The following is a 23,382-nucleotide window of genomic DNA, read 5'->3' as shown; positions in this document are numbered from 1 at the left end:
CCGCAGGGGACCGTCCGCAAACGGCGTATCAGGCAAAGGGCGCGGGTATCACCGAACCGGGCAGAGGAATCCCGCCATCTGCCGTGCGTGCGCGAGGAGTTCGGGGATGACTCATTGGTACGAAGGGCCGCTGGCCGCTTTCGACACGGAGACGACGGGTGTGGACGTCGAGGAGGACCGGATCGTCTCGGCCGCCCTGGTGATCCAGGACCGTGCGGACGGCCCGGTGCGCGTCACCCGCTGGCTGGTGAATCCGGGGGTGCCGGTCCCCCCGGGAGCGACGGAGATCCACGGACTGACGGACGACCACCTCCAGCGCAACGGCCGCTGGCCGGCGCCGGTGGTCGAGGAGATGGCACGGGCGCTGGCCGAGCAGTGCGCGGCGGGCCGGCCGCTCGTCGTGATGAACGCGCCGTTCGATCTGACGCTGCTGGACCGGGAGTTGAAGCGGCACCGGGCGTCGTCGCTGGGCGCGTACCTGGAGCGGTCGCCGCTGTGCGTGCTGGACCCCCGGGTGCTGGACAAGCACCTGGACCGCTACCGCAAGGGCCGGCGCACGCTGACGGATCTCTGCGAGCTGTACGGCGTGCTGCTCGACGGGGCGCACGACGCGGCGGCGGACGCGGCGGCCTCGCTGGAGCTGGTCCGGGCGGTGGGGCGCCGCTTCTCGGCGCGCCTCGAACGGCTGACCCCGGCGGAGCTGCACACGCTTCAGGCGGTGTGGCACGCGGCTCAGGCGCGGGGACTCCAGGCATGGTTCGCGCGGAGCGGGACTCCGGAGACGGTGGACCCGGCCTGGCCGCTGCGCCCGGAACTGCGCACGGCAGCGTGAGGGGCAGGAGCGGCCGGACATGCGGAAGCCGGTCCGTCGGTGGTGCTGACGGACCGGCCTCTCCGGGGTGGGCGATACTGGGTTCGAACCAGTGACCTCTTCGGTGTGAACGAAGCGCTCTCCCACTGAGCTAATCGCCCGGGAACGGGTTGAACCATACAGGGCCGGGCGGCCGTGGTTCAAACCGCTTCCAGCCGGGCCGCGAGTCCGCGCCGCCCGGCCCACATCATCAGGGCGTGGTTGGCGCGGAACACCGGGCGGCAGGGCGCCGCGAGGACCCGCATCAGTCTCCGGCGCACCTCGACCTCCTGCTCGTAGACGACGCGGGTGCCGGAACCGCGGGGCGCGACCGTCCAGCGGACCCAGCCGTCGAGATCGCCGCCGAGCGCGGCTTCGAGGACGCCGTGCGCGGGGTCGTGGCGCCGTTCGCGCACGGTCGTGACGAGGTCGTACGGGAGGAGGGAGCGGATGCGGGTGGTGCCGGAGTCGCTGCCGGACCGGGTGACCTCGCGGACCTGCGGCCACCACCGCGGGTAGTGCTCGACGCGTTCCAGTTCGGCGTACACGGCCTCGGGCGGCGCCCGGAACTCCCATACGCTGACGAATCGGTAGTGGTTCCAGTTCATTTCCCCAGGATGCGCGTACTCAGACGGGTATCTGAGTACCTGGACGCATGTTCGGTCGCGTGGCGCGCAGCACACTCGCGTTCATGGAACATGTGCCGCCGCCCGCCGAGGAATTGGCGCTCCTCGATCGTGAACTGGCCCGGCTGGACGCCCACCGGGCCCAGCTGCTGACCCGCCGCGCCTGGCTGCTGCGGGCGCTGGAAGCCACCGGACCCGTCCCCTGGGGGCCGCCCCGGGGCCCGGTCGCGCCCTGGGGCCCGGGCCCCGGAGGGTTCGGCCCGGCGCGTCCGGCCTCGAAGCGCAGTGTGCAGAACGTGCTGCTGGTCCTCGGCGGGCTGCTGCTCGCGGTCGCCGCCCTCGCGTTCACCCTGGTCAGCTGGGGCGACCTGGGCATCGGCGGGCGCAGCGCGGTGCTGACCGCGGTGACGGCCGGGGCGCTGTCCGCGCCGGTGACGCTGCTGCGCCGGGGCCTGGCCGCGACGGCGGAGGCGCTGGTGGCGGTGGCGTCGGTGCTGATGGTGCTCGACGCGTACGCGGTGTACGCGGTGGCGGTGCCGGACGCGGACGGTGCGGCGTACACGGGGACGGCGGCAGCGGTGCTCGCACTGCTGTGGGCGGCCTACGGGCTGCTCCTGGGCAAGCTGCGGCTGCCGCTGCCGCTGGCGGTCGTCTCGGCGCAGCTGCCGCTGGTGCTGTGGGTGTGGGCGGCGGACGGCGGGCCGCTGTGGTTCTCGGGGGCGCTGCTGGCGACGGCAGCGCTGGACGGCGTGGTGGCGCTGACCGTCGGACGGGCGTCGGTACGGGTCATGGCGTGCGTCGCCCTGTGCGTGACGGGCGGGGCGGGGCTGCTGGTGGCGCTGGTGGAGTCGCTGACGGCGGCCGGGCCCGCTGGTGCGGTGGCGCCGGGGGCGCTGCTGCTGGCCGGTGCGGCGCTCGCCCTGGCGGGGGCGCGCCGGGCCGCGGTGCCGTTCGCGACGGCCGGTGGTGCGGTGGCCGGTCTGGCGGCCGTGGCGGCGGTGGGCGGAGTGCCGGCGGCCGGGGTGCCGGACGGCTGGCGGGTGGCGTCGTACCTGCTGTGCGCCGGTGCCCTGCTGTTCTCCGTACGTGCTCCGCTGGGCGTCGCGGCGGCCCGGGGGCTCGTGTGGGCGTCGGCGGTCGTGGCGGCCGGCGCGGTGCTGGTGTCGCTGGTGCCGGTGACGGTGGTGGCGGCGGGCCCGGTGACGCGACTGGGCGCGGTGTGGTCCGGTGCGCCGCGCGGCGGTGCCCGGGGCGCGGCGGGTGCGACGGGCCTGCCGTGGGACGCGATGGTGTCCGCCCCGGTGGTGCTGCTGCTGGTGGCCGTGGCGCTCGGCGCCGCGTGCCGCTGGTGGAACGGTCTGCTCCGGTGGGCCGGGCCGGTGCTGGTGCCCGGTGCTGCGTGGCGGGGCGCGGCGGGGGCGGCCGGGGTGGCGGGGGCGGCCGGGGTGGCGCTGGGCTGGGCGGGGCTGATGGTGCTGCCGGCCGCGCTGGACCTGTCCTTCGTGGCGGCCCGGGCGGGGCAGCTGGTCCTGGCCGTGGCGGCGTTCGGCCTGGCGGTGGCCGGGCTGCGGGCCGGGGCGCGGGCTGTGGCGGTGACGGCCGGTGCGGTCGGGGTGGCCGGTGCGGCGGGCGCGGGTCTGCTGTCGCTGGCGACGGAGGCGGCCACGTACACGGCGTTCGGTCTGCTGGTGGTGGTGTTCGTGGCGCTCGCGGTGGCCCTGGACCGGCAGGAGGGTGTCTCGCCGGGGGTGGTGTCGGCGGCGGCCTGTGCGGCGGTGGCGTGCGCCGTGGTGCCGGTGGGCGCGCTGGGGTCTTCGTTGGGCCTCGCGGTGTACGAGGCGGCCGTGCCGCTGCTGGCGGTGCCGGCGGTGACGGTGCTGGTGGGGGCGCGGCTGAAGGGGCACCCGGTGGCGGTGCCGGTCGAGGTGACCGGTGCGGCGGCGGGTGTGGTGGCGGTCGCCATGGCGGCGGACGACGCGCGGTTCCTGGCGCTGGTGCTGGCGCTGTGCGGGGTGCTCGCGGCGGGGACGGCGCTGCGCCCGGAGCGGCGGCCGCTCGCGGGGTACCTGGCGACGGTGCTGTTCGTGCTGGCGGCGTGGGCGCGGCTCGCGGTGTCGGGGGTCTCGGCCCCGGAGGCGTACACCCTGCCCGTGACCGTGCCGGCGCTGGTGGTCGGGGTGCTGCGCCGGCGCCGCGATCCGTCGGCCTCGTCGTGGGCGGCGTACGGGGCGGGGCTCGCGGTGACGCTGGTGCCGTCGCTGGGCGCGGCCTGGACGGACCCGCACTGGACGCGCCCGCTGCTGCTGGGGGTGGCGGCCCTGGGGGTCACGCTGGCGGGGGCGCGGCTGCGGCTCCAGGCGTTGTTGGTGCTGGGCGGCGCGGTGCTGGCGCTGGACGCACTGCACGAGCTGGCGCCGTACGTGGTGCAGGTGGCGGGGGCGCTGCCGCGGTGGGTGGCGCCTGCGCTGGCCGGGGCGCTGCTGCTGGTGGTGGGGGCGACGTACGAGAAGCGGCTGCGGGACGCCCGGCGGCTGAAGGAGGCGCTGGGGCGGATGCGGTGAGGGGAGGGCGGGAACGCCGACGGCCCGGAAGCTCTTGGAGCTTCCGGGCCGTCGGTCCGGGGTGGGCGATACTGGGTTCGAACCAGTGACCTCTTCGGTGTGAACGAAGCGCTCTCCCACTGAGCTAATCGCCCGGGCGCACCGCAAACATTACCCCATGTCAGCGGCGTCCCCCGACCATCCCGGGGACCGCCCGGGGGTCACTCGTGGATCTTCCAGGGCATGACGATCCCGAACTTCCACACGTAGATCCCGACGAGCACCGCGATGATCACGAGTCCGATCACCGTGAGGATGATGTTGCGCCGGCGGACCTTGGGGTCGAGCGCCCGCTGGGCGGCCTCGGTGACCTTGCGCCGGGTCCAGCGCAGCACCAGCTGGGCCCAGACGAACTCGGTCGCCCAGATCGCCATACCGCCGAAGATCACCAGCCAGCCGGGGCCCGGCAGCGGCAGCATGATGATGCCGGCCACGACGACGGCGAGACCGACGACGAAGACGCCGACCTGCCAGCTGATGTGCAGGGCCCGGGACGCCTTGATGAAGCCGGGCGCTCTGGAGCCGAGCGACGGGTCCTCCTTGGTCACTCCCGGTATGACGTCCCCCGTCGCGTCGCGGGGCGCTTCCCCCGCGGCGGAAGCCGGTGCCTTCGCCGCGGCGGCACCGTCCCGCTCGTCACTCTCCGCATTCATGGATCCAACCTACCGGACAGGCTCGCGTTCACTTGAATGGCCGCATGACGCAAAGTTACACACCGCTGTACGAGCTACCTGAAGCATCTCAAAACGGTCAGAGGGGTTTACAACGCCACCGTAGGTGGCATGTCGATTTCGCCGACGTGCGAATCCCCGAGCGCACACTGAGCGAAAGGCCCTGGCGCTTATGAACACCACGGTCAGCTGCGAGCTGCACCTGCGCCTCGTTGTGTCGAGCGAGTCCTCACTGCCTGTACCCGCGGGCCTGCGGTATGACACGGCCGATCCCTATGCCGTGCACGCCACCTTCCACACCGGAGCGGAGGAGACGGTCGAGTGGGTTTTCGCCCGCGACCTCCTTGCCGAGGGGCTGCACCGGCCCACCGGCACCGGAGACGTACGTGTCTGGCCATCCCGTAGTCACGGCCAGGGCGTCGTCTGCATCGCGCTGAGCTCCCCAGAGGGCGAAGCACTGCTCGAGGCCCCGGCACGGGCCCTGGAGTCGTTCCTGAAGCGGACCGACGCCGCGGTTCCACCGGGCACCGAACACCGTCACTTCGACCTCGATACGGAGCTCTCACACATCCTGGCCGAGAGCTGAGCCAGGCCGAGAGCTGCACGACGCCGTCCGACTCGGGGAGACGGCGTCGCGCGGACAACCTCATACGGCTGACACCGGCGCCGGTGACCGCGGATCCACCGCGGCGACCGGCGCCGGTCCGCGTCGCGCCCGAGCCAGTAGAGTCGTCCGGCATCGGCGGGCGCCCGCACGCCGGAGGCCAGGGAGCGAATGCGTGCTGATCCCCCACGACACCCGGATCGCCCTCGACCTAGTGGTCGATCTGGTGAACACCGCGCCGGAGAGCGAACCGGAAGGGGGCGGGACACCGGCCGACGGGCTCGCCGACGTCGCGGCACTCCACGCGTTCGCCGTACGCCACCGCGTGAGCGGGATCGGCGTGCTCGACCAGCGGGACCTGAAGTCCGTGCACGACGTGCGCGCCCGGTTCGCCGAGGTCTTCGCCGCCGGGGACACGCGCACCGCCGCCGAGCTGGTGAACGCCCTGGTGGCCGCGGCGGGCACCACCCCGCAGCTCACCGCCCACGACGGCTACGACTGGCATGTGCACTACTTCTCGCCGGACGCCTCGATCGCCGACCACCTGGCGGCCGACTGCGGCATGGCCCTCGCCTTCATCATCGTGGCGGGCGAGACGGAGCGGCTGCGGCGGTGCGAGGCGCCGGACTGCCGGAACGCCTTCGTGGACCTCTCGCGCAACCGCTCCCGCCGCTACTGCTCCAGCCGCACCTGCGGTAACCGCCTGCACGTGGCCGCGTACCGGGCACGCCGCCGGGAAGCGGCCGGCTGACGGCTCACAGCAGGAAGAGATCGTGCAACGCGGCCATCAGCAGCAGGCTGCCGATGACCGTGAGGAAGATCATCAGAGGGGGCTGGGAAAGCGCGAAGAGGCAGCCGCGCGGCTCTTCGCCAGGGGGTGCGGGGGCGTCGCCCCGAGAGGTGTCCACCATTTCCGGACGATCATGACGCAGTCCCCGGGGTGCTCCGTACCAACATGCCTCTTCACGACGGGAGTTCACTCGTCATGGGGGCCTCGTTAATCGCTCCGGCGTGCGAGCCCCCAGCACATTTCCTAACCCCCGCTCCCCCGCGGGCCCGGCGGCTCAGCTCAGTTCGCGCAGCATCCGCAGCTGGACCTGGCGCTGTGCGCCGGTGCCGCCCTCGTGGCCGTTCCAGGGGTAGATCTCGATCTCCTTGGGCCCGGCCCAGCGGTTGTAGGCGGCGAAGACCGTGGAGGGCGGGCAGATCGCGTCCATCAGGGCGACCGAGTAGAGCGCGGGCACCGTCGCGCGGGCGGCGAAGCTGACGCCGTCGAAGTACGACAGGGTGCGGAACACCTGGGCGTCCGCGCCGTGCCGGGTGGCGAGGAACCGGACGATCTCCTGGTACGGGTCCTCGTCGGTGATCTCGACGGCCCGCCGGAAGTGCGTCAGGAACGGCACGTCCACGAACGCGGCCTTCACGTGCGGGCTGAGGGCCGCCACGGCCTGGGCGATGCCGCCGCCCTGGCTGGCGCCGTTCACGACGATGCGGGCGGGGTCGACGGCCGGGTGGCTGCGGGCGACCTCGACGGCGCGCACCGCGTCGGTGAAGACCCGGCGGTAGTAGTACGTCTCCGGGTCGAGGACGCCGTTGGTCATGAAGCCCGGCGCCTGCGGGTTGGCGGCGCCGTACGGGTCCGGGGTGGCGCCCGCCGAGTGGTGGTTGACCGCGCCCTGGCCCCGGGTGTCCACGACCAGCGCGGCCCAGCCGGCCGAGGGCCACACGAGGTGGTCGTGGGGCAGCCCGCGCCCGCCGCTGTAGCCGAGGTAGTGCACGACGGTCGGCAGGGGGCCCTCCGCGCCCGCGGGAACGTTCAGCCAGGCGCGTATCCGGTGCCCGCCCCAGCCGGCGAACGACACGTCGTACGAGTCGACGGCGGCCAGCGCGCTGTCGTAGGGCGCGAACTCGGCGTCCAGCGGGTGGGCGGCGGCCTCGTCCAGGGTGAGCTGCCAGAAGGCGTCGAAGTCCTCCGGCTCGTCGGGCTCGGGCCGGTAGCCGCTCAGCTGGTCCAGGGGCAGGTCGAACAGGGCCATCGCTTCTCCGTTTCGGGCACGCGGAAGGGGCGGCGTCCGCCGCACAGGTCCACGCGTCCCGCCCCCGGTGTCATGGGGCCTTGAACGCATACGTTCACAGCCCAGCGGGACGCTATGCGGCCCCGCCGGGCAGGGTCAAGGAATCCCGGGCGACCCGGGAAAACGATTCACCTGGTGAGACGGGGCGGGCCCCGCCGCGTGCTGCGACGGGGCCCGTGGGTCCGGGCGGCACCGGTGTCAGATGCCGTGCTTCTTCAGGATGGCCTCGATGTCGCTGAAGTCCTCGCCGGATCCGGACGAGGCCGACTGCTTGCCCTGCTTCGCCGGCTTGCCGCGCGAGCCCGCGCCGGCCGGCGAGGAGCCCGCGCCGAGCGAGGGGGCCGAAGCGCCCGGCTCCACGGCCTCGCCCCGGGCGGCCCGGGCCGCGGCCCGGCGCTCCTTGCGGCCGCCGCCGCCCCGGCGTTCGACCGCGCGCGTGAGCATGAAGAGCAGCCAGGCCACGCCCAGCAGGCCGAAGCCCAGCCAGACGCTCGGCTTGAAGGCGATGTCCGACACCCACTTCACGACGCCCGTCAGCACCAGGCCGACCGGCACCAGCGCGTAGGCGGCGATCCTCGTCGCGGTGAGGAACCGCTTGCGGTACGCGGTGACGGCCGCGATGCCCAGGCCCGCCGCGGACACCGCGGAACAAATGGTCTCGGCAAGCATCGGTGCCTCCTGGCGCAGGGGGATACGTCCCTTCCATCCTGCACCGCCCACCGGGCGCGCGGCCATGCCCCGGGCCCGTATCAGGGAGATCTCAGGGGCCGGGCTCCTCCCCAGGTGCCGGGCGGCCGCCCTGCCGCGCAGCCTGCGAGACTGGCCCCATGAGCGATTCCACCCCCGCCGCACCGGTCGTCCTCGACGTCTGGTGCGATCTCCAGTGCCCCGACTGCCACCACGCCCTCACCGATGTGCACGCCCTGCGCGCCCGGTACGGCGACCGGCTGGACGTCCGGCTGCGGCACTTCCCCCTGGAGAAGAACAAGCACGCCTACGCCGCCGCGCAGGCCGCCGAGGAGGCCGTGGTCCAGGGCAGCGGCCGGCCGTACATCGAGGCGGTCCTCGCGCGCACCGGTGACCTCGGGGCGCGGGGCGAGGAGCTGCTGGTCGAGGTGGCCGGGGAGCTGGGGCTGGACGCGGAGGAGTTCGACACCGCGCTCATCGACGGCCGTCACATGCTGATCGTGGACGCGGACCAGGCCGAGGGCAAGGCGATCGGGGTGACCGGCACGCCGACGTACGTGATCGGCGGGGAGCGGCTGGACGGCGGCAAGAGCCAGGAGGGGCTCCGCGAGCGGATCGAGGAGATCGCCGACCGGCTGCTCGCCCCGGACGGGCCCCAGCAGGGCTGAGCGCGGGGCTACAGCGGCTTGGCCAGGCTGTGCCGGGTCGGCTCGTAACCGAGCGATTCGTACAGCCGCAGGGCCGGGGTGTTGGCCGTGAGGACGTGCAACCCGATCCGCGTCTCGCCCGCCGCCAGCGCGATCCGCTCGGCCTGGAGCATCAGAGCCCGCCCGTAGCCGCGCCCCCGGTACGGCTCCGCCACCTCCACGTCGAACACGTAGCCGATGCGCAGGCCGGGGTGCATCTCGAACGGTGCCTCCCAGACATGGCCGACCGTCTCGGCCCCGTGGCGCAGGTGGTCCAGCCGCACCCCCTCGGTGGCGAGGCCGTCCGGGAGGTGGCGGGCGTGGGCGGCGCGGGCCGCGGCCGGCGCCGCCTCGCGCGGGACGCCCCGGCTCACCAGGTTCTCCGTGTACGCGGCGACGGCGTCGCGCTCCCAGACGGCGAATTCCTCGGGCGTCATCGGCTGTGCGGTGAGCCCGCCGGGGAGGGTCGGGGGCTCCTCGGGCAGCGTCTTGACCATGTTGCGGCTGCGCTCGGTGTAGCCGAGCGCCGCGGCCAGCCGCTCCCCCGCGGTGTCCCCGGCGGCCACCTCCGTACACACCTGGGAGCAACCCCAGCCGCGCAGGATCTCCTCGGAGGCCAGGGCGGCGATGGTGCCCCGACCGCGCCTGCGGACGGCCTCGTCGATCCGCAGGGCTCTGATCAGGCCCGTCGCCCCGCCCGCGCCCGGCGCCACGGCGAGCGCGACGGAGCCGACGGGGCGCCCGTTGTCGCACACGTCGTACGCGCGCCGCTGTGCGCCGTCGGCGCCTGACTGGATCGGCCCGGCCGGCCGCAGTGTCGTCGTCATCAGGTGGTTTCTATCCCCTGCCCGGGAGCCCGTCACCCGCATTTACGCGGACGGGCCGCCGCCGGTCACGGGTCGAGGTCGTCTGCCGCACGCTCCTCGAAGATCCGCATCGCCTTCGCGGTCACCGGTCCGGGCACGCCCGGCAGCTCCCGGCCGTCGATCCGGTGGACGGCCTGCACGTCACGGAGGGTGGAGGTCAGGAAGACCTCGTCGGCCCGGTCCAGGACGTCGAACGGCAGGTCGGTCTCCTGCGCGCCGGTCCACTCCACCGCGAGTGCCCGGGTGATGCCGGCCAGGCAGCCGGAGGAGACGGGCGGGGTGTGGAGCTGCCCGTCCAGGACGACGAAGACGTTGGACCCGGTGCCCTCGCAGAGCCGGCCGACGGTGTTGGCGAACAGCGCCTCGGACGCGCCCTGCTCGTGGGCGCGGGCGAGGGCGACGACGTTCTCCGCGTACGAGGTGGTCTTGAGGCCGGTGAGCGCGGAGCGTTCGTTGCGGGTCCAGGGCACGGTGACGACGGCCGTGGCGTCGGGGCGGCGGCTCACCTCGCCGAGGGCGACGACGAGGCCGGGGCCCGCGTCGCCGCGGTCGGAGCCGAGGGGCGAGATGCCGCCGGTGTACGTGATCCGCAGCCGGCCCAGTCCGACCGGGTTGGCCTCCACGACGGCGGCGCAGGCGCGGCGCACCTCGTCCAGGTCGGGGGCGGGCAGGCCGAGGCCCTGGGCGGAGCGGGTCAGCCGGTCGAGGTGGCGGGTGAGGGCGAAGGGGCGGCCGTGGGAGACCCGGAGCGTCTCGAAGACGCCGTCGCCGACGGTGAGCCCGTGGTCGAGCACGGACACCCGGGCGTCGTCGGCGGGGCGCAGCTCGCCGTTGACCCAGATCCTCATGGTGCGGTCCTTCCGGTTGCTTCGTATGCGCCCGACGCTACAGCGAGCAGCCTGGACGCCTTGAGTTCGGTCTCGTCCCATTCGCGTTCCGGATCGGAGCCCCAGGTGATCCCGGCCCCGGTGCCGAAGCGCAGGAGGGGGGCGGGTCCGGTGCGGTCGGTCCAGAAGGTCCTGATGCCGACGGCGAGCGAGGCGGTCCTCCGGTCGGCGTCCACCCAGCCGACGCCGCCGCAGTACGGGCCGCGCGGGGCGGTCTCCAGTTCGCGGATGATCCGCAGCGCGCTGGACTTGGGGGCGCCGGTGACCGAGCCGGGCGGGAAGGCCGCGGCGAGGATCTCCGGCCAGCCGGCGCCCTCGGCGAGGCGGCCGCGCACGGTGGAGACGAGGTGGACGAGGCCGGGGTGCTTCTCGACGGCGCAGAGGTCGGGGACGGTGACCGACCCGGTGGCGCAGACCCGTCCCAGGTCGTTGCGGACCAGGTCCACGATCATCACGTTCTCGGCGTGGTCCTTCTCCAGCAGGTCCGCCTCGGTGCGGCCGGTGCCCTTGATGGGTCCGGACTCGACCGTGCGGCCGTCCCTGCGCAGGAAGAGCTCGGGGGACGCGGTGGCGATCTCGACGCCCTGCGCGGGGAGCCGAATCGTTCCTGCGTACGGGGCCGGGTTGCCGCGCGCCAGCAGTGCGGTGAGGGCGTCCACGTCGGCCGAGCCCGGGCCGGGCAGCGGTGCGGTCAGCACGCGGCAGAGGTTGGCCTGGTAGACCTCGCCGGTCGCGATGTACGCGCGGATGCGCCGTACGCCTTCGATGTACGCCTCCCGGTCGAGCGAGGAGGTCCAGTCCCCGGCGCCCGGGCCGCGCCAGGCGCCGGCGACCGGCGCGGGCACGGGAGCGGGGCGCACGGTGTCGAAGCGGGCGCAGGTCAGGACGGATTCGAAGCCCGCGCAGACGGCCCAGAAGCCGGACGAGTCGAGGGCGGCGGGATCACTGGTCACATCCCGCAGACCGGAGGCGACGAGGCCGCCGAAGCGGGCCATGGGAGCGAGGTCGTGCACGTCCGCGAGTGTAGGACGGCGCACGGTGACCCGCGCCGGGGCAAGCGCACCTCAGCACGCTGCACAAACGCGTTTTTGTACTGGCCCCGGAATCCGCTAGAGTTCAACACGTCGCCGGGACGCGCAAGCGGACCGGGAATGACAAGCGGACGTAGCTCAGTTGGTAGAGCGCAACCTTGCCAAGGTTGAGGTCGCCAGTTCGAACCTGGTCGTCCGCTCGCAGAAGGTGGGGATCTTCACCGGTCTCCCACCCCTGGTGGAGTGGCCGAGAGGCGAGGCAACGGCCTGCAAAGCCGTCTACACGGGTTCAAATCCCGTCTCCACCTCCACGGACGATTAGCTCAGCGGGAGAGCGCTTCCCTGACACGGAAGAGGTCACTGGTTCAATCCCAGTATCGTCCACCGGTCCGCAAGGATCACCGGTCCGTAAGGATCACCCGCGCGATTAGCTCAGCGGGAGAGCGCTTCCCTGACACGGAAGAGGTCACTGGTTCAATCCCAGTATCGCGCACGCAGTACACGCAGGATCACCCGCGCGATTAGCTCAGCGGGAGAGCGCTTCCCTGACACGGAAGAGGTCACTGGTTCAATCCCAGTATCGCGCACCGCCACGAAGCCCCGGTCGTCTCGACGACCGGGGCTTCGTCGTGCTCACTCAGGAGGAGAAGAGCATCCGGCCGAAGCTCTTCTGCCGGTAGTGACCGTGGTGGCCGCCTTGGTGCGGGGCGCCCCAGGCGGGCGCGGGGGCGGAGGGGTACGCCTGCGGCGGGGCGGCCGGCGGCGGGGCCTGCTGCGTCCACTGGGACTCGATACGGGTCAGCGTCTCCAGCTCGCCGTAGTCCAGGAATATCCCCCGGCAGCCGCTGCACTGCTCGATCTGAATGCCGTTGCGGTTGTACGTGTGCATCTGTGCGTGGCACTTGGGACACTGCATGTTCGGGCTCACTCCTCGCCGTCGGTTCGCCGTCGCCGGAATGCATGCCCGCCGACGGTCGGTTCACCCTACGACGTGCGTTCGGCCGCCAACTCGGGCGGGAGCGTGGCGATTCGGGCACATGCGTCGATCATGACCTGTTCCACCTCATCCGGAGCCCGGTCCTCCGCCGCCGACTTGGCCCAGGCGAGGGCCGCGGTCTGTACGGTCAGCGCGCGGGCCGGCACGTCCAGGGCGGGCCAGGGGTCGCCGTCGGCGGGTACGGCGGGGCCACCGCCCGCCCGGTAGGCGTCCAGGAAGCGGAGCCAGACGTCCGGCGGGAGCAGCCCGGCCGCGTACCAGGCGGCGGGGCGCGCGAGGTCCCAGGCGGGGTCGCCGAGGCCCGCGTCGTCCACGTCGATGAGCAGCCAGGCGCCGTGCGGGGCGGGGTGGCGTACGAGCTGGCCCAGGTGGAGGTCTCCGTGGCAGAGGTACGTTCCCCGGCCGGCCGGAGGCGCTGTCTCCCCCCGCGCCCAGCCCGGCAGCCCGTGCCAGGCGGCGAGTACGGGCGCGACGGCCGGGCCGCCGGGGCGGGCGGCGCGCATGCGGGCCACGGCGAGCGCCGCTTTCACGGGCCCGTGCATGGCCGGGAGCGGCCCCCGGACCCCGGTGCGGTGCAGCCGGGCCAGGAGCGCCCCGGCCTCCTCCCAGGGCGCGGTGTCCGGGTCGCCGGGGTCGACGGGCTCGCCGTGGGGCCAGAGGGTGACGGGGCGGCCGTGCAGCTCGGTGAGGTGGGCGCCGGGTGCTGCGGACAGGGGCGCCAGCAGGACGCCTTCCTGCCCCGGCCCGGCCGCCAGACGCAGCCGCGCGGCCAGAGCGGTCGTGTCCGTGCCGGCGGCGTGCGCCTTGGCGACGACGGGGCCGCTGCGGACGACGGTCCCGTCGTCGCGTTCGGCGAGCACGGACGGGGTCGGGCAGGCGCGGGGACCGCAGCCGGCCGGGTGGACCGCCCGGTGGGCGAGGTCCCCCAGCGCGCGGACGAGTGCGGTGGTCACGGTCTCCCCCGGTGGTACGGACGGGCTGTGGCGGTCACGCTCGGCAGAGCGTACGCGGAGGGAAGGCGCCGGAGGTCTGGGCCGTGGCAACCAACCCTCCGGGGCCGGACGCGGCTCGGCAGGGCGTACGCGAACGGGTTGTGGCCGGAGGCATTCCGCCCCGGACAGCGCGATGTCCGGTCAGCTCCCCAGCTGACCGGACAAACGCTGCCGTCCGCCGCACCCCCGTCCCCACGGGGTTGTTGGCCGGATGTCCCGGTCCGGACCGCTCTTCCGGACCCGGGGCGCCGCTCAGCGCCCCAGCATCACGCCCACGGACGACGCCTGTGTGACCACTGCTTCCCAGCCGCCGAAGACGACGACGAGCAGGGCCGCCAGGGGAAGGACCATGGCGGTCGCCACCAGCGGGTGGCGGCGGCCGGACGCGGCGTACGAGGTGCGTGTCCGCGTACGGACCACCGTCCGTGCTGCCGTGTCAGCCATGGTTCCTCTCCTGACCTGATGTGGGGCGGCGGGCGTTTGACCTCGGGGGACGAGTGCGACGCCCGCCGCTTGGACTCAACATTAGGGATCCGGGGGGCGGGCGGCGTCATGCCCGCGTACCGAATCCCGGGCCTCCCGGAGGATGAGCCGTGCTCGGTCGGCGTACTCCCCTGGGTGGAGACCGGGCTATGCGGGGTTGGGGTCTTCCCGGAGGGGACGCTCGGAGCTGTCCTCCCTGGGTACCGGTTGTTCGACCAGGGCGAGGACCCTGGTCGCCATGAACCGGGCCGTGCGCACCACGGACCCGTTCCGGGTGACTTCACTCACTTCGACCACGCCCCGGCGGACCGCGGTCTCCACCCGGCGGCCTGCCCGGGAGGCCACTACCTCGTAGGTCCGGGTGCTGTCCCCGGCGTCCACCACTATCTCGACTCGATCGCCCTTCATTGATCCAATCCCCCTTCTGCGACGGACCTTTGAGATCTCGCACGGGCCGGAGCGCCTGGATCCGCGGCTCCCTGACCACTCCTCAAGTCTCCCACCCGCCACTGACAATCGGATCTCCCTTGAGGGCGCGGCCTCTGAGCACCCCGGGCGGCGGGTACGTAAGCTGTGCCTCGTCAGGCGTACCAGGCAGCGGGGATGGGCAGACATGGCGATGATGCGGCTCCGGCGCGAGGACCCGCGTGTCGTCGGCTCGTTCAGGCTGCACCGGCGGCTCGGGGCCGGCGGGATGGGCGTCGTCTACCTGGGTTCGGACCGGCGGGGCCAGCGCGTCGCGCTCAAGGTGATCCGCCCGGACCTGGCGGAGGATCAGGAGTTCCGTTCGCGGTTCGCGCGCGAGGTGTCCGCTGCCCGGCGGATCCGCGGCGGCTGTACGGCCCGGCTGGTCGCCGCCGATCTGGAGGCGGACCGCCCCTGGTTCGCCACGCAGTACGTTCCTGGGCCTTCGCTGCACGACAAGGTGGCCGAGGAGGGCCCGCTGTCGGCCGCCGAGGTGGCCTCGATCGGGGCGGCGCTCTCCGAGGGCCTGGTCGCGGTGCACGAGGCCGGGGTGGTCCACCGGGACCTGAAGCCGTCGAACATCCTCCTCTCTCCCAAGGGCCCCCGGATCATCGACTTCGGGATCGCCTGGGCGACCGGCGCGTCCACGCTGACGCACGTCGGTACGGCGGTGGGCTCACCCGGCTTCCTCGCGCCCGAGCAGGTGCGCGGCGCGGCGGTGACGCCGGCGACGGACGTGTTCTCGCTCGGGGCGACGCTGGCGTACGCGGCGATGGCCGACTCGCCCTTCGGGCACGGCAGTTCCGAGGTGATGCTGTATCGCGTGGTGCACGAGGAGCCCCAGCTCTTCGATGTGCACGACGCGCTGGCGCCGCTGGTGAGCGCCTGTCTGGCGAAGGACCCGGAGGAGCGGCCGAGCACGCTCCAGCTGTCGATGCGGCTCAAGGAGATCGCGGCGCGCGAGGCGCAGGGGCTGCACGAGAGCCGGCCGCCGGTCCAGCGTTCGGCCCAGGAGGCGGACCGCCCGACCGGCCGGCTGGACGGCCCGTACACCGAGCAGCAGACCCGCCGGGCGGCCGGTCCGCCCCCGGGGTCGCGCCCGCAGAACCGGCCGTCGGCGGCGCGTTCCGCCCCCGCCCGCACCGGTGGCGGCCGGCCGGTGCCGCAGCCGCCGCGCGGGACGGCGCGTCCGGCCAGGCGTCCGCAGGGCACCAACGGGACGAACGGCAGGCCGGGCACCCGGCCCGGGACCCGGACGACCTCGACGGGGCGGCGTCCGGCCAACCCGAAGCTGCTTCGGCAGCGGCTCGTCGTCTTCGTGGTGGTGACGCTGCTGGTGGCGCTGGGCATCGCGGCGGCGCAGGGCTGCCAGGGGCCGGCCCGGGGGCTGGGCGTGGACCTCGGGCAGGGCCAGAGCCAGGGCCGGCCGTAGTTCAGCTCTCCGGGCGGCCCGTGGCCACCGCGTAGAACGCGACCGCGGCCGCCGCGCCGACGTTCAGGGAGTCCACGCCGTGGGCCATCGGGATGCGCACCCACCGGTCGGCGGCGGCGAGGGCCCGGGCGGAGAGGCCGTCGCCCTCGGCGCCGAGCATCAGGGCGACCCGCTCCATCCGGTGCGGCGCCGCCTCCTCGATGCTGACGGCCTTCTCGGCGGGCGTCAGCGCGAGCACCGTGAACCCGGCCTCGCGCACGGTCTCCAGACCCTGCGGCCAGGTGTCGAGGCGGGCGTACGGTACGGAGAACACCGCGCCCATCGAGACCTTGACGGAGCGCCGGTAGAGCGGGTCGGCGCAGTCCGGGGAGAGCAGGACGGCGTCCATCCCGAGGGCGGCGGCGCTGCGGAAGATCGCGCCGATGTTCGTATGGTCGTTGACGGCCTCCATGACGGCCACGCGGCGGGCCGTGCGGAGGAGTTCGGCGGCGGCCGGGAGGGCCTTGCGCTGCATGGAAGCGAGGGCGCCCCGGTGCACGTGGTAGCCGGTGACGCGTTCGGCGAGGTCCGGGGCGACCGTGTAGACGGGGGCGGGGCTCTCCTCGATGACGTCCCGCATCTGGTCGGCCCACTTCGCCGAGAGCAGCATGGAGCGCATCGTGTACCCGGCCTGCAGGGCGCGGCGGATCACCTTCTCGCCCTCGGCGATGAAGAGGCCCTCCGCGGGCTCCTTCCTGCGCCGGAGCTCCACGTCGGTGAGGCTGACGTAGTCGCTGAGGCGGGGGTCGTCGGGGGTGTCGACGGTGAGGGGTTCAGCCACGGTTCTGGTGCTGCCTTGTCCGGTGGGAGTGCCGACTGTCTGGGGCGGTCACGGCCGACTACGCGCCGGCCGGCGCGAGGTCCGCGCCGACCTCCACGACCGCGCCGATCACGATGACCGCGGGCGGGCGGACGTCCTCGGCGGCCACCCGCTCGGCCACCGTGGCGAGGGTCGCGTCGACGCGGCGCTGCGCGGCCGTCGTGCCCTCCTGGACGAGGGCGACCGGGGTCTCGGGCGAGCGGCCGTGCTCCACGAGCGTACGGGCGATGGCGCCGATCTTGTCGACGGCCATCAGGAGCACCAGGGTGCCGCGCAGCCGGGCGAGGGCGGCCCAGTCGACCAGGGAGCGTGCGTCGTCGGGGGCGACGTGCCCGCTGACCACGGTGAACTCATGGGCGACGCCGCGGTGGGTGACGGGGATGCCGGCCGCGCCGGGGACCGAGATGGAGCTGGAGATGCCGGGCACGACGGTGCACGCGATGCCCTCGGCGGCGAGCGCCTGCGCCTCCTCCATGCCCCGGCCGAAGACGAACGGGTCGCCGCCCTTGAGCCGGACGACCGCCTTGCCGGCCTTGGCGTGCTCGATCAGCGCGTTGTTGATGGCCTCCTGCGCCATGTAGCGGCCGTACGGGATCTTCGCGGCGTCGATCACCTCGACGTGCGGCGGGAGCTCATCCAGCAGGTCGCGGGGGCCGAGGCGGTCGGCGATGACGACGTCCGCCTCGGCCAGGAGGCGGCGGCCCCGGACGGTGATGAGGTCCGGGTCGCCGGGGCCGCCGCCGACCAGGGCGACGCCGGCGGTCCGGGTGCGGTGGTGCGGGGCGGCGATGCTGCCGTCGCGCAGGCCCTCCACGATCGCGTCGCGGACGGCGGCGGAGTGGCGCGGGTCGCGGCCGTGGGCGCCGGCGGTGAGCACGGCGACGGTGACGCCCTCGCTGCGGCCGGTGGCGGGCGTCCAGGCGGTGGCCGCTTCGGCGTCGTCGCTGCGGACGCACCAGGTGCGGGTGCGTTCCGCCTCGGCGGACGCGGCCTCGTTGGCGGCGTCGTCGTCGGTCGCGATGAGCGCGTACCAGGTGTCGGTGAGGTCTCCGTCGGCGTACCCGCGGCGCTCCCAGCGGATCTCGCCGGCGTCCGCCATCGCCTCGACGGAGGGGGTGGCGGACGGCGACACGAGGACGATGTCGGCGCCGGCCGCGATGAGGGCGGGGAGGCGGCGCTGCGCGACTTGGCCGCCGCCGACGACGACTACGCGGCGCCCGTTGAGGCGCAGTCCGACGGGGTAGGCGGGGCGATCGGCGTGCTCGGCCATGGCGGTGCGGGCTCCTCGGGGCGGTGCGGAAGCGCGGGCCGCTGCGGCGGTGGAGCGGCGTGGTGGGTGGTGTTCACGATACGGGGTGGCCCGGGGGCCACGGTGTGCGGTGGGCGCCTGCGGCGGGCCTTGTCCCCTCCCCGCCCCTTCCCGAAACCGGGGCGCTGCCCCGGGCCCCGCTCCTCAATCGCCGGAGGGGCTGGGGTTTCGGGGCTCAACCCCGGGCGCCGCTCCTCAATCGCCGGAGGGGCTGGGGTTTCGGGGCTCAGCCCCGGGGCCCGCTCCTTAAGCGCCGCAGGGGCTGGTCTTCCGGGGCTCAAACGCCGCCGAGGCCGCATTTCGCTCCTGTCGCCGCGGATGTGCGGCGACAGGAGCGAAAATCAAGCCCCTCCGGCGATTGAGGAGCGGGGGTACGGGGGCAGCGCCCCCGCAACCGGCACCGCCTACTTCTCCGTCACGCCCGCCGAGTCGAACGTCGCCACCTCGTGCATCGCACGCGCCGCGCTTTGCACGATCGGCAGCGCCAGCAGCGCACCCGTGCCCTCGCCGAGGCGGAGGTCCAGGTCGACCAGCGGGCGCAGGCCGAGCTTGTTGAGCGCGGCGACATGGCCCGGCTCCGCGCTGCGGTGGCCGGCGATGCAGGCGGCCAGGGCCTCCGGGGCGATCGCACGGGCCACCAGGGCCGCCGCGCCCGCGCTGACGCCGTCCAGGATGACCGGCGTCCGGAGCGACGCGCCGCCCAGCAGGAAGCCGGCCATCGCGGCGTGTTCCAGGCCGCCGACGGCCGCCAGGACGCCGATCGGGTCCGCCGGGTCCGGCCGGTGGAGTTCCAGGGCGCGCCGCACCACGTCGATCTTGCGGGCGTGCATCTCGTCGTTGATGCCGGTCCCCCGGCCCGTCACCTCGGCCGGGTCCATCCCGGTGTACACGCAGATCAGCGCGGCCGACGCCGTCGTGTTCGCGATGCCCATCTCGCCGGTCAGCAGGCCCTTGTTGCCCGCCGCCACCAGGTCGCGGGCGGTCTCGATGCCGACCTCGATCGCCGCGTGGACCTCCTCGCGGGTGAGCGCCGGTCCCGTGGTGAAGTCCGCCGTGCCCGCCCGTACCTTCCGGGGCAGCAGGCCCGGCATCGCGGGCAGTTCCGCGACCGCGCCCACGTCGACCACGCACACCTCGGCGCCCACCTGGGACGCGAACGCGTTGCACACCGCGCCGCCGCCGAGCATGTTGGCGATCATCTGGCCGGTGACCTCCTGGGGCCACGCCGTGACGCCCTGCGCGTGCACCCCGTGGTCGCCCGCGAACACCGCGACGGCCGCCGGCTCCGGGATCGGCGGCGGGCACATCCGGGAGAGCCCGGCCAGCTGCGCCGAGATGATCTCCAGCATGCCGAGCGCACCGGCCGGCTTCGTCATCCGCTTCTGGCGTTCCCACGCCTCGCCGAGCGCCTTGGCGTCCAACGGGCGGATGGTGGAGATCGTCTCCTGGAGCAGATCGTGCGGCGCCTCGCCGGGCAGGGCGCGGCGGCCGTACGTCTCCTCGTGGACGACCCAGGACAGCGGGCGCCGCTTCGACCAGCCCGCCTGCATCAGCTCCGGGTCCTCGGGGAACTCGTCCACGTACCCCACACAGAGGTACGCCACGATCTCCAGGTGCTCCGGCAGTCCCAGCGCGCGCACCATCTCGCGCTCGTCGAAGAAGCTCACCCAGCCGACGCCCAGGCCCTCGGCGCGTGCCGCGAGCCAGAGGTTCTCCACGGCGAGCGCGGACGAGTACGGGGCCATCTGCGGCTGCGTGTGCCGGCCGAGCGTGTGGCGGCCGCCCCGTGTCGGGTCGGCGGTCACGACGATGTTGACCGGGGTGTCGAGGATCGCCTCGATCTTCAGTTCCTTGAACTGCTTCGCCCGCGCCTTCGGCAGCGACTTCGCGTACGCCTCCCGCTGCTGCTGCGCCAGCTCGTGCATCGAGCGGCGCGTCTCGGCGGACCGGATGACCACGAAGTCCCAGGGCTGCGAGTGGCCCACGCTGGGCGCCGTGTGCGCGGCCTCCAGGACGCGCAGCAGCACCTCGTGCGGGATGGGGTCGCTGCGGAATCCGTTGCGGATGTCCCGGCGCTCCCGCATCACGCGCAGGACGGCCTCGCGCTCGGCGTCGTCGTAGCCCGGCGCGGGGGGCGCCGTGGGCGCCGCTTCGGGAGCCTCCTGCTGTACGGGCTCCGCCTCGTCGCTCAGGTCCGGGGTCTCGATGACCTCGGGACCGGCCTCGGGCTCGGGGGCGGGGGCGGGGGCGGGCACCTCGGGCTGTATCGACTGTTCGGCGAGCGGAGCGATGGCCTCCGGCTCGGGGGCCGGGGCGGGCTCGGCTGCGGCCTCGGGCTGCGGCTCGGCAGCCGGTACGGGTTCCGCGACCGCGACGGGCTGGGGCTCGGGCGTCTGCACGGGCTCCGGCACCGCGACCGGCTCCGGCTCGGCGGCGGGTACGGGCTGCGGCTCGGGGACCGCTACGGGCTCCGCCACGGCCACCGGCTCCGGCTCGGCGGCCGCAACGGGCTCAGCCACCGCTACCGGCTCCGGCTCAGGGGCCGGCTGCGGCTCGGGGGCCGCTACCGGCTCCGCCACGGCCACCGGCTCCGGCTCCACAGCGGCGACGGGCTCAGCCACCGGCACCGGTGCGGCCTCAACGACCGGTACCGGCTCGGGCTCCACCACGGCGACGGGCTCCGGCGCCACGACCTGTACGGGCTCCACCACGGCCACCGGCTCGGGCTCCGCCACGGGCTGCTCGGCGACCGGCGCCACGGGCTCCTGCACCTCGGGCGCAGGTTCCGGTGCGGGGGCCGGTTCCGGTGCGGGGGCCGGCACCTCGGCCACCGGGGCCACGGGTGCGGGCTCCGCGACGGGCTCTTCCGGCACCGTCGGCGCCACCGTCTCGACGACCGGCGCGGGCTCGGCCAGGGGCTCGGCCTGCTCCGGCGCGAGCGGCGCCCACTGGTGGGCGCTCTGCGGCGGGATCTCGCCCAGCTGGGGGCCGGGGAGGGGCTGGTCCGCGGGCTGCGGGTCGAAGTACTCGGGTTCGGCCGTGGCCGGGCCCGCGTGCCGGGCGGGGGGTGCGCCGGCCGGGCCGCGGTCGGCGAGGGAGCGGACCACGCCGGCCCCCGACGTACCGCCGAAGGACGGCTCGGGCGAGGCCGGGCCGCGGTGCAGCGGGCGGCGCACGGGGGGCTGCGCGGCGGGGGCGGGGATGCGGACGGCGCCGAGGTCGACGGAGCCGGAGTCGCGGCCTCCGGACTCGTGCGCGCCGGGGCCGGCCTCGGGCAGCGACACGGCGGCGGCCTGGTGCATCGCGTACGCGGGGGCCTGCTCCTGGAGCTGGACAGGGCCCTGGGCGTGCCCCGGGTCGGCCGGCTGGGGGTGGAAGTGCGGCGGGTACGCGCCCTGCGCGGCGGGGTCCGCGTAGTGGTCCGCCGGCTGAGCCGTCGGCTGGGGTTCGCCCCAGGCGCCCTGGGCGCTCGGCATCAGGAGGAGGTCGTCCTCCTCGGGGGTGTGCGCGGAGGGTTCGAGGTAGGTGTAGGAGTCAGGCGCGGGGACGCCCGGCTGCTCCACCGTGCCCGTGTTCTCCGGCAGTCCCTCGCCCGGGATCCGGCCGGTGTCACTCATGCGTTCCCCTCGCCCATCGTCAGTGCTCCTTCGGCCCTTCGCCCGGGACGCCCGGACACGGCACGCGGTGCTCGTCCGGTGGAACGAGCGGGCGCGCCGCGCGGCACGAATCGGTCGCGGACATCCTGCATTCTCGCGGTCCTTCGCCGCCGCGGCAGCTGATTTCGCCACGGCCCGCTGTGGACTGCGCCACGTTGCGCGTCCCAGGGTGCTGCCGTACCACAACGGGGACCAAAACGGTCCCCTTTTCCGGACATTGACGAACGAAGCGACGAACATCCGGGAGCGGTGCGACGATCGGCCAGCCTACCTCGCACCGCTTGCCGACGGGTCAGGGGGCAAGGTCCGAACGAAGTGCGGAAAGCAGAAAGACGACCGTGCGTTCGCGCTCCGACCAGGCGGTCGTGTCGAGTTCGACGGACTGGAGGAGCGAGCAGTCGACCGTGTAGCCGTTTCCGGCCAGTGCGGCACCCAGTGCCTCGGCCTCGTCGCGGGTGGAGGCGTGCGTGACGATCCGCTCCGGGCGGCGGTCAGCGACGGCGGTGGCGACGGGGACACCGCCGCCTCCGATGCGTACGACATCGGGTTCGGGCAGCCGTTCCAGTACGTGCGGGGCGCGGCCCTCCACGACCTGGAGCTGTACGCCGAAGGCGCGGGCGGCGGCCGTGGTGCGGGCGCAGGCGTCGGGGTCGCTGTCCACGGCGAGGACCGCCGCGCCGAAGCGGGCCGCCTCGACGGCGAGCGCGCCGCCCCCGGAGCCGATGTCCCAGACGAGGTCGCCGGTGCGGGGGCCGAGGTGGGCGAGCTGGGCGGCGCGCAGGACGGGTCCCTCCCCCTCGCCGCTCTCCCCCGCCGGGCGGGCGCCGGGGTCCGGGTAGGCGCCGGCGGGCAGGGCCCATCCCCGTACGCCCTGCGGGTGGGCGGGGTGGCGGCCGGCGATCCAGGCGCCCTCGGCCTGCTGTTCGGGGCCGCCGCCGATGACGATGACGACGTTGGGGTCGCGCCAGACGTGGTCGGCGGCCGTGTCGGAGGTGACGACGGTGACCTGTTCTCGGTCGGTGCCCAGTTCCTCGCAGATGACGAACGTGCGGTGGACGCCTTCGAGGAGCAGGGCCAGTTCGGCGGGTCCGGCGCCGGGCGAGGTGAGGACGGCGACCTTGTGGTGGGCGCGGCAGACGTTCACGGCGCGGCGCAGGGTGCGGGGGTGGGCGACGACCGTCTGGGCGTCCTCCCAGGGCATGCCGGCGCGGGCGAAGGCGGTGGCGACGGAGGAGACGGCCGGGACCACCTCGACCTCCAGGCCGTGCTGCGGGGCGCGCAGGGTGCGGACGACGCCGAAGAAGCCGGGGTCGCCGTCGGCGAGGACGACGGCGCTGCCGCGGTGGCCGGCGATGCGGCGGGCGGCGAGGTCGACGGAGCCGAGGCGGACGCGTTCGGCGCTCCGGGGGACCTCCGGCAGCGCGAGGTGGTGGGCGGCTCCGGCGACCAGGGTGGCGGCCGAGAGCGCTGCGGTGGCCGCTCTGGTCAGCGGCGAGCCGTCCCAGCCGATCACTGTGACCCGGTCGGCCATCTTGGTGTCATTCTCCTGGAGTCGTCGCAGGCGGGGCGGGTTGCCCGGAGCGGGCAGGGTGAGGTTACCGGGTCG

Annotated in this window: 22 protein-coding genes and 7 tRNA genes; 11 read left to right on the top strand and 18 right to left on the bottom strand. The window is 74.3% G+C overall.

Features of this window, described 5'->3' with window-relative positions; all coding sequences use genetic code 11:
• The first annotated feature begins 106 nt into the window (after nt 1-106).
• Nucleotides 107-832: a 3'-5' exonuclease gene (locus OG867_RS27430; protein WP_328899272.1), complete on the top strand. Its 726-nt coding sequence runs from the start codon at nt 107-109 to the stop codon at nt 830-832.
• Nucleotides 833-900: 68 nt separating this feature from the next.
• Here OG867_RS27430 and OG867_RS27425 read toward each other — a convergent pair.
• Nucleotides 901-972, bottom strand: a tRNA-Val gene (locus OG867_RS27425).
• A 39-nt stretch (nt 973-1,011) separates the two neighbouring features.
• On the bottom strand, nt 1,012-1,458 hold the full coding sequence (locus OG867_RS27420) for an SRPBCC family protein (RefSeq protein WP_406289305.1): 447 nt from the start codon (nt 1,456-1,458) through the stop codon (nt 1,012-1,014).
• An 83-nt stretch (nt 1,459-1,541) separates the two neighbouring features.
• Between OG867_RS27420 and OG867_RS27415 the strand changes: the two genes are divergently transcribed.
• A complete protein-coding gene (locus tag OG867_RS27415) occupies nt 1,542-4,037 on the top strand; it encodes an SCO7613 C-terminal domain-containing membrane protein (protein WP_406289302.1) in 2,496 nt (831 codons plus the stop codon).
• Nucleotides 4,038-4,099: 62 nt separating this feature from the next.
• Here OG867_RS27415 and OG867_RS27410 read toward each other — a convergent pair.
• Together OG867_RS27410 and OG867_RS27405 are read right to left on the bottom strand one after the other, a co-directional pair.
• Nucleotides 4,100-4,171, bottom strand: a tRNA-Val gene (locus OG867_RS27410).
• Nucleotides 4,172-4,237: 66 nt separating this feature from the next.
• A complete protein-coding gene (locus tag OG867_RS27405; protein WP_328899275.1) occupies nt 4,238-4,729 on the bottom strand; it encodes a TIGR02611 family protein in 492 nt (163 codons plus the stop codon).
• A 190-nt stretch (nt 4,730-4,919) separates the two neighbouring features.
• Here OG867_RS27405 and OG867_RS27400 point away from each other — a divergent pair, with 190 nt between their 5' ends.
• Both OG867_RS27400 and OG867_RS27395 read left to right on the top strand, forming a co-directional pair.
• Nucleotides 4,920-5,333, top strand: a complete 414-nt coding sequence (locus OG867_RS27400; protein ID WP_003959770.1) for an SsgA family sporulation/cell division regulator — start codon at nt 4,920-4,922, stop codon at nt 5,331-5,333.
• Nucleotides 5,334-5,526: 193 nt separating this feature from the next.
• Complete coding sequence (locus OG867_RS27395; RefSeq protein WP_328899276.1) at nt 5,527-6,102, top strand: CGNR zinc finger domain-containing protein; 576 nt, start codon at nt 5,527-5,529, stop codon at nt 6,100-6,102.
• Between the two features lie 4 nt (nt 6,103-6,106).
• Here the strand turns inward: OG867_RS27395 and OG867_RS27390 are convergent, their stop codons facing one another.
• From OG867_RS27390 to OG867_RS27380, 3 genes are all read right to left on the bottom strand, one after another.
• Nucleotides 6,107-6,262, bottom strand: a complete 156-nt coding sequence (locus tag OG867_RS27390; protein ID WP_202542324.1) for a hypothetical protein — start codon at nt 6,260-6,262, stop codon at nt 6,107-6,109.
• A gap of 153 nt (nt 6,263-6,415) precedes the next feature.
• Nucleotides 6,416-7,387, bottom strand: coding sequence for an acetylxylan esterase (locus tag OG867_RS27385; RefSeq protein ID WP_406289297.1), 972 nt, complete (start codon nt 7,385-7,387; stop codon nt 6,416-6,418).
• Nucleotides 7,388-7,624: 237 nt separating this feature from the next.
• Entirely contained in the window at nt 7,625-8,095 is a 471-nt protein-coding gene (locus OG867_RS27380; RefSeq protein ID WP_406289294.1) for a hypothetical protein, read from the bottom strand.
• A gap of 158 nt (nt 8,096-8,253) precedes the next feature.
• Here OG867_RS27380 and OG867_RS27375 point away from each other — a divergent pair, with 158 nt between their 5' ends.
• Nucleotides 8,254-8,781 carry a DsbA family protein gene (locus tag OG867_RS27375; RefSeq protein WP_406289293.1) on the top strand — a complete coding sequence of 176 codons (528 nt, stop codon included), beginning with the start codon at nt 8,254-8,256 and terminating at the stop codon, nt 8,779-8,781.
• A gap of 8 nt (nt 8,782-8,789) precedes the next feature.
• On the opposite strand, the gene OG867_RS27370 is transcribed toward OG867_RS27375, so the two are convergent.
• From OG867_RS27370 to OG867_RS27360, 3 genes are all read right to left on the bottom strand, one after another.
• Nucleotides 8,790-9,626, bottom strand: coding sequence for a GNAT family N-acetyltransferase (locus OG867_RS27370; RefSeq protein WP_406289291.1), 837 nt, complete (start codon nt 9,624-9,626; stop codon nt 8,790-8,792).
• Between the two features lie 65 nt (nt 9,627-9,691).
• The gene (locus OG867_RS27365; RefSeq protein WP_406289289.1) at nt 9,692-10,513 is read right to left on the bottom strand and encodes an aminotransferase class IV; all 822 of its coding nucleotides are present in this window, start codon (nt 10,511-10,513) and stop codon (nt 9,692-9,694) included.
• Nucleotides 10,510-11,547, bottom strand: coding sequence for a chorismate-binding protein (locus OG867_RS27360; RefSeq protein WP_406291193.1), 1,038 nt, complete (start codon nt 11,545-11,547; stop codon nt 10,510-10,512). The genes OG867_RS27365 and OG867_RS27360 overlap by 4 nt, the downstream gene beginning before the upstream one ends.
• A 163-nt stretch (nt 11,548-11,710) precedes the next feature.
• On the opposite strand from OG867_RS27360, the gene OG867_RS27355 reads away from it, so the two are divergent.
• The 5 genes from OG867_RS27355 (at nt 11,711) to OG867_RS27335 (ending at nt 12,170) form a co-directional block, all read left to right on the top strand.
• Nucleotides 11,711-11,783 (top strand) — tRNA-Gly (locus OG867_RS27355).
• Nucleotides 11,784-11,820: 37 nt separating this feature from the next.
• A tRNA-Cys gene (locus tag OG867_RS27350) sits at nt 11,821-11,894 on the top strand.
• Nucleotide 11,895: 1 nt separating this feature from the next.
• Nucleotides 11,896-11,967 (top strand) — tRNA-Val (locus tag OG867_RS27345).
• 37 nt (nt 11,968-12,004) lie between these two features.
• Nucleotides 12,005-12,076: transfer RNA gene (locus tag OG867_RS27340), tRNA-Val, on the top strand.
• Between the two features lie 22 nt (nt 12,077-12,098).
• Nucleotides 12,099-12,170 (top strand) — tRNA-Val (locus OG867_RS27335).
• 50 nt (nt 12,171-12,220) lie between these two features.
• On the opposite strand, the gene OG867_RS27330 is transcribed toward OG867_RS27335, so the two are convergent.
• From OG867_RS27330 to OG867_RS27315, 4 genes are all read right to left on the bottom strand, one after another.
• Nucleotides 12,221-12,499 (bottom strand): zf-TFIIB domain-containing protein, encoded by a 279-nt coding sequence (locus OG867_RS27330; protein WP_328899282.1) that lies wholly within the window; start codon nt 12,497-12,499, stop codon nt 12,221-12,223.
• Nucleotides 12,500-12,567: 68 nt separating this feature from the next.
• Entirely contained in the window at nt 12,568-13,533 is a 966-nt protein-coding gene (locus OG867_RS27325) for a phosphotransferase enzyme family protein (protein ID WP_406289287.1), read from the bottom strand.
• A 291-nt stretch (nt 13,534-13,824) separates the two neighbouring features.
• A complete protein-coding gene (locus OG867_RS27320; RefSeq protein ID WP_328899284.1) occupies nt 13,825-14,016 on the bottom strand; it encodes a hypothetical protein in 192 nt (63 codons plus the stop codon).
• A 186-nt stretch (nt 14,017-14,202) separates the two neighbouring features.
• A complete protein-coding gene (locus OG867_RS27315; protein ID WP_161207865.1) occupies nt 14,203-14,463 on the bottom strand; it encodes a hypothetical protein in 261 nt (86 codons plus the stop codon).
• Between the two features lie 205 nt (nt 14,464-14,668).
• On the opposite strand from OG867_RS27315, the gene OG867_RS27310 reads away from it, so the two are divergent.
• Entirely contained in the window at nt 14,669-15,952 is a 1,284-nt protein-coding gene (locus OG867_RS27310; RefSeq protein ID WP_328899285.1) for a protein kinase domain-containing protein, read from the top strand.
• A 1-nt stretch (nt 15,953) separates the two neighbouring features.
• Here OG867_RS27310 and OG867_RS27305 read toward each other — a convergent pair whose 3' ends face one another.
• From OG867_RS27305 to cbiE, 4 genes are all read right to left on the bottom strand, one after another.
• Nucleotides 15,954-16,772, bottom strand: a complete 819-nt coding sequence (locus OG867_RS27305; RefSeq protein WP_328899286.1) for an RNA methyltransferase — start codon at nt 16,770-16,772, stop codon at nt 15,954-15,956.
• 58 nt (nt 16,773-16,830) lie between these two features.
• Entirely contained in the window at nt 16,831-18,081 is a 1,251-nt protein-coding gene (cobA, locus tag OG867_RS27300) for a uroporphyrinogen-III C-methyltransferase (protein WP_328899287.1), read from the bottom strand.
• Between the two features lie 443 nt (nt 18,082-18,524).
• Nucleotides 18,525-21,737, bottom strand: coding sequence for a nicotinate-nucleotide--dimethylbenzimidazole phosphoribosyltransferase (cobT, locus tag OG867_RS27295; protein ID WP_406289283.1), 3,213 nt, complete (start codon nt 21,735-21,737; stop codon nt 18,525-18,527).
• Between the two features lie 331 nt (nt 21,738-22,068).
• On the bottom strand, nt 22,069-23,307 hold the full coding sequence (gene cbiE, locus OG867_RS27290; protein ID WP_406289281.1) for a precorrin-6y C5,15-methyltransferase (decarboxylating) subunit CbiE: 1,239 nt from the start codon (nt 23,305-23,307) through the stop codon (nt 22,069-22,071).
• Nucleotides 23,308-23,382 lie beyond the last annotated feature (75 nt).

It is taken from the genome of Streptomyces sp. NBC_00209 (assembly GCF_045206345.1).
GTDB lineage: Bacteria > Actinomycetota > Actinomycetes > Streptomycetales > Streptomycetaceae > Streptomyces.
Note: the sequence above shows the minus strand (reverse complement) of the source record. Positions and strands in the feature narration are given on the sequence as shown.